The sequence below is a fragment of the Saccharopolyspora elongata genome, assembly GCF_004348985.1.
GTDB lineage: Bacteria > Actinomycetota > Actinomycetes > Mycobacteriales > Pseudonocardiaceae > Saccharopolyspora > Saccharopolyspora elongata.
Map to the genome: position 1 here is coordinate 20379 of NZ_SMKW01000103.1, position 7224 is coordinate 27602.

The 7224-nt window shown below is 70.7% G+C and carries 6 protein-coding genes and 1 pseudogene; all 7 read right to left on the bottom strand.

The annotated features are described in order from the left end of the window. Nucleotides 1-1521, bottom strand: coding sequence for a cobyric acid synthase (locus tag E1288_RS41345; RefSeq protein ID WP_132494122.1), 1521 nt, complete (start codon nucleotides 1519-1521; stop codon nucleotides 1-3). A gap of 566 nt (nucleotides 1522-2087) precedes the next feature. Continuing rightward, entirely contained in the window at nucleotides 2088-2945 is an 858-nt protein-coding gene (gene map / locus E1288_RS41350) for a type I methionyl aminopeptidase (RefSeq protein ID WP_132494123.1), read from the bottom strand. A gap of 395 nt (nucleotides 2946-3340) precedes the next feature. Continuing rightward, the gene (locus tag E1288_RS41355) at nucleotides 3341-3736 is read right to left on the bottom strand and encodes a type II toxin-antitoxin system VapC family toxin (RefSeq protein WP_132494124.1); all 396 of its coding nucleotides are present in this window, start codon (nucleotides 3734-3736) and stop codon (nucleotides 3341-3343) included. Further along, complete coding sequence (locus E1288_RS41360) at nucleotides 3733-4005, bottom strand: type II toxin-antitoxin system Phd/YefM family antitoxin (RefSeq protein WP_132494125.1); 273 nt, start codon at nucleotides 4003-4005, stop codon at nucleotides 3733-3735. The genes E1288_RS41355 and E1288_RS41360 overlap by 4 nt, the downstream gene beginning before the upstream one ends. Nucleotides 4006-4061: 56 nt before the next feature. After that, nucleotides 4062-5849, bottom strand: coding sequence for a penicillin-binding transpeptidase domain-containing protein (locus E1288_RS41365; RefSeq protein ID WP_165968542.1), 1788 nt, complete (start codon nucleotides 5847-5849; stop codon nucleotides 4062-4064). Nucleotides 5850-6024: 175 nt separating this feature from the next. Next, nucleotides 6025-6861 carry a GNAT family N-acetyltransferase gene (locus E1288_RS41370; protein ID WP_132494129.1) on the bottom strand — a complete coding sequence of 279 codons (837 nt, stop codon included), beginning with the start codon at nucleotides 6859-6861 and terminating at the stop codon, nucleotides 6025-6027. 195 nt (nucleotides 6862-7056) lie between these two features. Beyond that, nucleotides 7057-7224 (bottom strand): annotated as a pseudogene (locus tag E1288_RS49410) (flavodoxin-dependent (E)-4-hydroxy-3-methylbut-2-enyl-diphosphate synthase); the annotation flags it as partial.

Consider the following 7224-nt stretch of genomic DNA (forward strand, 5'->3'; position numbering starts at 1 on the left):
TCACCGGAGTTCCTGGTGCAGCAACGGAAGGCCGGCCGGTGCGCCGTCGTCGAGCAGTCGGCGCAGGGCGTCGGTGTCCAGGTGCTTCTCCACCAGGTCGCCGAGCAGGTCGAGCTGCCCGGCCCGGATCTCGGCGAAGACCGTGCCATCGGCCGGCTCGAAGCCGTCCCGTCCGGCTCGCCGGGCGGCCCAGCGCAGGAAGGACCGGCGGAAGGCGTCGTTCTCGAACAGCCCGTGCCAGTGGGTGCCGAGCACGGATTCGGCCACACCGCCCTCGACCTGCCCGTCGGGCAGGCTCACCAGCGGCGCGAGGTCTCCACGGCGGACCGCGACGCCGTGGTGGATCTCGTAGCCCTGGACGGGCTCGCCGAAGGCCTGGCCGCGCGGCCGGGCCAGCGTCTTGCGCGGCGCGAACTCGATCTCCAGGTCGAGCAGCCCCAGCCCGTCGACCGCGCCGCTACCGGACTCGACCTCGTCGACGATGCGCCGCGTCAGCATCTGGAAACCGCCGCAGATGCCGGCGACCGGCAGCCCGGCGCGGGCGTGCGCGCGGATCGCCTCGGCCAAGCCGCTGCGCCGTAGCCAGTCCAGGTCCGCGACCGTCGACTTCGAGCCGGGCAGCACGACCAGGTCCGCGTCGGCCAGCCGCGACGGCTCGGTGACGAACCGGACCGCGACGCCGGGCTCCGCGGCCAGCGCCTCCACGTCGGTGGCGTTGGAGATCCGCGGCAGCCTCGGCACCGCGACCCGCAACCACTGCGCGCCCTTCGGCGGCGCCGGCCGTCCGATCACCCCATCGGCCACATAGGACAGTGAGTCCTCGGCGTCGAGCCACAGCTCCTCGGCCCACGGGAGCACGCCGTGCACCGGGCGTCCGGTCAACGCGCGCAGCTGGTCCAGGCCCGGTTCCAGCAACGCCGGGTCGCCGCGGAACTTGTTGATCAGGAATCCGGCGACCAACGCCTGATCCGCCGCGTCCAGCAGCGCGAGGGTGCCGAAGAGCTGGGCGAACACGCCACCGCGGTCGATGTCGCCGACCACCAGCACCGGCAGCCCGGCGGCCTGCGCGAGCCCCATGTTGGCGATGTCGTTGGCCCGCAGGTTGATCTCTGCCGGCGACCCGGCGCCCTCGCACACGACGTAGTCGTACTCCGCGCGCAGCCCTTCCAGCGTGGACACGACGGTGTCCAGCAGGGCAGCCTTGCGGGCCCGGTAGGACATCGCGGTCACTTCGCCTGCGACCCGCCCGAGCACCACGACCTGCGAACTGCGGTCGCTGCCGGGCTTGAGCAGCACTGGGTTGAACCGCACCGAGGGGTCGACGCCGCACGCGGCGGCCTGCACGGCCTGAGCCCGCCCGATCTCGCCGCCATCGGGCGTGACCACGGAGTTGTTGGACATGTTCTGCGCCTTGAAGGGCGCAACCCGAGCGCCGCCGCGCGCCAGCCAACGACAGATCCCGGCGGTGACCACGCTCTTCCCGGCATCGGAGGTGGTCCCGGCGATCAGCACCGCATTCACACGAAGTTCCTACCCCATCACCCGAGCTCGCCCAAAGGCGCCACCGAACACCGGCACACCCGTGCGAAACCAGCAGCCTGAACGTCTGCCCAGATGAGTGCTCGTGAGTGCTTTTAGCGGCTATGACAACCAATACTGCTCACGACCACCCACCTGCACGAACACAGGCACCGCCCAAGACACACCGGCGTCGATGCCGGGCACCTGCAGACAGGGCAGCGGGCGATTTCGCACGGAATCGCCACTCGGCACGCGTGCGGAACGGCGATTCCGCGCGAAATCGCCGACCAATCCAAAAGCCGATGCGGGCAGCCGAAGGTGCGCACCGCGAACGCACAACCGCCACCGCGACGCTCGAATCTCACGACCCATAGCCGCCGCAAGCGGCGCAGCCGCTTAGCCCACCCTCGCAACCCGCACCGCCGCGGGTTCTCAGAAGCCTTCTCGCGAGGACAGCCCCGACGCCGCGTATTGGTCATACGCAAGTCGGGGCCCCCGGAGTCGAGAAGGCTTCTGAGGTTCCGCTACCCGCACCGCCACGCAAAAGAAGCCTGGAACTCCATCGCCTAGGGCAGGGTCAGGATTTCGTTGCCTTCTTCGGTGATCAGGATGGTGTGCTCGAACTGGGCCGTCCAGCTCTTGTCCTTCGTCGTCACCGTCCAGCCATCGCTCCACATGTCGTACTCGTGGGTGCCGAGGGTGATCATCGGCTCGATGGTGAAGGTCATGCCCGGCTCCAGGACGGTCTGCACCGACGGCTCGTCGTAGTGCAGGATCACCAGTCCACTGTGGAACGCGCGGCCGATGCCGTGCCCGGTGAAGTCGCGGACCACGCCGTAGTCGAACCGCTTGGCGTAGGACTCGATGACCCGGCCGATCACGTTGAGCTGCCGCCCCGGCTTGGCCGCCTTGATGCCGCGCATCAGCGCCTCGTGGGTGCGCTCCACCAGCAGGCGCACCTCCTCCGAGACCTCGCCGGCCAGGAACGTCGCGTTGGTGTCGCCGTGGACGCCGCCGATGAAGCCGGTGACGTCGACGTTGACGATGTCACCGTCCTCGATCACCGTCGAGTCCGGGATCCCGTGGCAGATCACCTCGTTCAGCGAAGTGCAGGAGGACTTCGGGAAGCCCCGGTAGCCCAGCGTCGACGGATAGACGCCGTGGTCGCAGAAGAACTCGTGCACGACCGCGTCGACCTGGTCGGTGGTCGCGCCCGGCTGCACCGCCTTGCCGGCCTCGACCAGGGCCTGCGCGGCGAGCTTGCCCGCCACCCGCATCGCCTCGATGACCTCGGGCGGCTGCACGTACGGGTCGGTGTTGCGCTTGGGAGCCGGCTTGTCGACGTACTCGGGGCGCTCGATGTGCGCAGGGACAGGGCGACGCGGCGTCTGCACGCCTGGCTTCAACGGAGCTCGAACCGGCATGCCCACCACTGTAACCGCGATGCCCGCCCGAACTCCGGGTGGCGGTCACGAGCGCTCCGCGCCCGGTCCCCGCGCCGCCGGGCCGCAATTTCCATTGAAATCGAAGGTTCGATTTCAATGGGCCTTTTTCATCTTGGCTGGTGACCGCAGCCGCGACAGCCAACGGACCGTATCCCGAGAGCAGTCGCATGCGCCGCAGGCGCATAGCCCACCTACGCAACTGGCACCGCCGCGGGTTCTCAGCGTTCGCCTGGCGAGGACGGCCCAACCGCCGTGTATTGGACATACATAAGGTTGGGCACCCACAGTCCAGGCGAGCGCTGAGGTTCCGCTACCCGCACCGCCACGCAGAACGAGGTTGGAAAAACCTCAATGGATCTCGCGGCGGACCGGCGTCAGCTCGCGCCCGGGGAGGCCGTGGTCAGGCCCGCCTCGGCGGCCGCCGCCAGCAGCCCCGGGTCGTAGGAGACGTAGGCGTGCAGGCCGTCCTTGATCTTGTAGGCGGAGGCCAGGTGGATGGCGTCCACCGGGCCGACGTTGCAGCGCAGCTCGGTGGCCACGTCCAGCACGTCCTGCTTCACCGGCAGCTGGTCGATCTTGGACACGATGATCGACGCCAGGTCCTCGGCGGCCGGACCGACCTCGCGGAACGTGCGCAGCACGTCCACCTTCGACAACGCGCTGGTGACGCGGGGCTGCTCCCAGCGCTCGCGGACCCACTGGCTCAGCGCCTTGCTCTCCGGCTCGGGGGCGATCAGCTTGATCAGCGCGGAGGAATCGAAGTAGATCAAAACCGCTCCTGTTCACGCCTGCGCAGCAGCCGGTCGGAGACGTTCGGGGTCGGTGCTGCCGGCAACGGTTCGGGGAGCTCACCGCCTTCGCCGGGCACGAGCTCCCCGGCGGCGACGAGTTCGTCGTACAGGGCCTGGTCACGCGTGGGCGGACTGAGCACGGCGACGGCGCGACCCCGATCGGTCACCAGGATCGATTCCCCGGCGGCGACCCGCTTCAGGTATCGACTGGCGTGCTGCCGCAGCTCGCGGACGCCGATCCGCTCCATGAGCTACAAGGTAGCACCACACTGACCGTCGGTGATCACCCGATCACGTGAAGCGATCAGGCGCCCGCCAGGAAGCGCTTCGCCGCCTCGACGGCCGGTCCCGACGAACCCGCGTCCGTCACCAGCACCGCGAAGGCCAGGTCGCCGCGGTAGCCGACGAACCAGCCGTGCGAGTGGGTGCCGTCGCCGAACTGCGCGGTCCCGGTCTTGCCCCGGACGTCTCCGGAGCCGTTCAGCGCGGTCGCCGTCCCGCCGGTGACCACCTCGCGCATCATCGTGCGGAGCTGGTCGAGGGTCTGCGGCGCCGGCGGCTGCGGGGTGGCGTCCGCCTTGGTCTGCGCGCCCCGGACCAGCGTCGGCACCGGCATCCGCCCCTCGGCGATCGACGAGGTCACCAACGCCATGCCGAACGGGCTGGCCAGCACCGTGCCCTGCCCGATGCCGTTCTCCGCGCGCTGCACCGTGCTGCCGCCCGGCGGCACCTTGCCGGTGATGGTGGTCGCGCCGGCCATCTCGAAGTCCACGCCGAGGCCGAGCTGGTGCGCCGCGTCGGTCAGGGCTTCCCCTGGCATGTCGACCGCGAGCTGCGCGAACGACGTGTTGCAGGAGTGTGCGAAGGCCGTCCGCAGCGGCACCACGCCGAGGTCGAACTTCTTGTCGTTCGGCAGCGGCCGACCGTCGAACACCTTCTCCGCCGGGCATTCCACCGGGGTGTCGATGCCGGCCTCCCCGGATCCCAGGGCTGCGGTCGCGGTCACCGTCTTGAACGTCGAACCCGGCGGGTACTGGCCGGACAGCGCGACCGGGCCCTGCGCATCGGCGGGCGCGTTCTGCGCCACGGCGAGCACTTCGCCGGTCGACGGTTGCATGGCCACCAGCATCGCGGCCTGCGGAACCGGGTCGACCGCCTGCTCGGCGGCCCGCTGCGCGCGGTCGCCGAGGGTCACGTTGGTCGGCGCGACCGGTCGCTCCGCGACGCCGTGCAGCTCCGCGGCCTCCTGACCGGCCGCGTCGAGCGTCACGACGCGCCAACCGGCGTTCGCCTGGACCTGCTGGTCGACGACGCGCGCCACGCCCGCGAGCACCTGCGTGCCGTACCCGCGCTCCGTGGTGACCAGCCGCGTCTGGGCCGGGAAGCGCACGCCCGGCAGGTCGTAGATCCGGGACTTGACCTGCTCGTAGTCGCCCTGTCGGAGCGTGACCACCGCATAGGGCTGGCCCTGCGGCGTCTTCGCCACGCCGTCCAGGATGGACTGCTGGGTGATCGCGGGTTCGATGGTCTTCAGCGCGTTCGCCAACGAGGCCGCGACGCCGGGCACGTCCCCGGCCTCCTGCGCGCTCAGGCTCACCGTGATCAGCTGCTCCGGCCCCATGAGCTGCTTGCCGTCGCGGTCCAGCACCGGCGCCGGGTCCGGGCGCTGCTCGCGGTAGGCGAGGGACTGCCCGGCCGCCAGCTGCGGGTGGAGCACCGCGGGCGCCCAGCGGACCTTCCAGCCCTGCTCCTGCTCGACGAGCTTGAGCTCGTTCGAGTAGTTCCAGACCCTGCCCGCACCGAAGTCCCAGGACATGTCGAACCGGGCCGTCGGCGTTCCCTGCGCGTCCTCGGTCACCTCGCGGACCATCGCGTGCGCGGCCGTCGGCGCCAGGTTCCGCCGAGCCGCTTCGAGCGCCTGCTTGGCCTGGTCGGGGGCGTCCGTCTGGTTCGCCGCACCGACCGCGTCACCCGCCGCCACCGCGTTCACGAAGGCGGCGGCGACGTCCTCTTCAGACGGTCCGGTACTGCAAGCGGCCAGCGGCAGCAGCAGGAGCGCCGCCGCGCCGGCCAAGATCCGCGAGGAAACCATGTCCGCGAGTATGCCGAAATGCCCCGAAACGTCCACACCCTTTTTCGGCCCGTTGCCCGTTCGGTCAACGCACGCCGCACGGGAGACCCCGGCTCCAGTTGAAACCGGGGGTTCGGCACCCGCGGGTGGCCTGCGGTTTCAATTGAAACCGCAGATAACCATCCACAGTGGACCTTCAGAGGAGGACCGTGCCGAAGGAGCCGACCTGGCGGAAACCGACCTTCTGGTACGCCACCCGGGCCGCGGTGTTGTAGCCGTTGACGTACAGGCTCGCCGTGCGGCCCAGGCCGCGCACCAGCCGGTCCGCGACCGCGGCCGTTCCCGCCGTGCCCAGCCCGGTGCTGCGCCGGTCCGGGTGCACCCAGACACCCTGGATCTGCCCGACCGTGCGGGACAGCGCGCCGATCTCGGCCTTGAACACCACTTCACCGCCCTCGAAGCGGGCGAACGCCCGGCCACCGGCGATCAGGTCGGCGACCCGCGCCCGGTAGCTCGCCGCGCCGCCGTCGCTGGACGGGTCCACCCCGACTTCCTCGGTGAACATCGCGATCGCCGCGGGCAGGTAGCGGTCCAGCTCGTCCGGCCGGACCGGGCGCACCAGCGGGTCCGGGGCCACCCGGGGCGGCTCGGAGAGCGCCATGAGCGGCTGATCGGCGCGCACCTCGCGCGCCGGGCCCCACTGCGCCGCGACCTCGTTCCAGAGCGCGAGCACCTGCTCGGCCGGGCCGACCAGCGACGAGCAGACGCGGCGCCGGCGCAGCGCGCGGTCGGCGAAGGCGCGCATCGCGGCCGGTCCGCCGCGCAGCGGGATGAGGTTCGCGCCCGAGAAGCACATCCCGGTGAGCTTTCCGCCGTATCCCCAGAGCTCGCCGCCGAGGCGCAACGGGTGGATGCCGGCCTCCTCGACGCGCGCGGCCACCATGCAGGCCGCGACAGGGGCGGAATCCAGCACGGAACGGACCAGCACCGCGTCGCGTTCCTCCAACAGCCGTGCACCGGCGAGCTTGAGCACCTGCCAAGACTGCCAGAAACCCGGGGTGAAGAGCCCCACCGGCCGGTGTGCACCACACCGCCCCGAACCAGCACTCACCCATTCGGAGTAGCCCGGTCGACGGATAGCCGCGGATTCACCGCGGACGCGGCGCGCAGAAGTCCGGAAGAGCGAAACCGGCCGCCCCCTGAACCGGGGACGGCCGGCCGCACTAGATCAGCTGACGGTGACGACCGGCGCCCCGGCCGCGTCGTCGGCGGGCTCCATGTCCTCGGCGATGCGCATGGCCTCCTCGATCAGGGTCTCGACGATCTGGTGCTCCGGCACCGTCTTGATCACCTCGCCCTTGACGAAGATCTGGCCCTTGCCGTTGCCCGAGGCCAC

Bases quoted from the DNA above. Each gene is read 5' to 3' on its own strand.
- map (WP_132494123.1), bottom strand. From the start codon at position 2,945: ATGCCGGTTCGAGCTCCGTTGAAGCCAGGCGTGCAGACGCCGCGTCGC.
- E1288_RS41360 (WP_132494125.1), bottom strand. From the start codon at position 4,005: ATGGAGCGGATCGGCGTCCGCGAGCTGCGGCAGCACGCCAGTCGATAC.
- E1288_RS41365 (WP_165968542.1), bottom strand. From the start codon at position 5,849: ATGGTTTCCTCGCGGATCTTGGCCGGCGCGGCGGCGCTCCTGCTGCTG.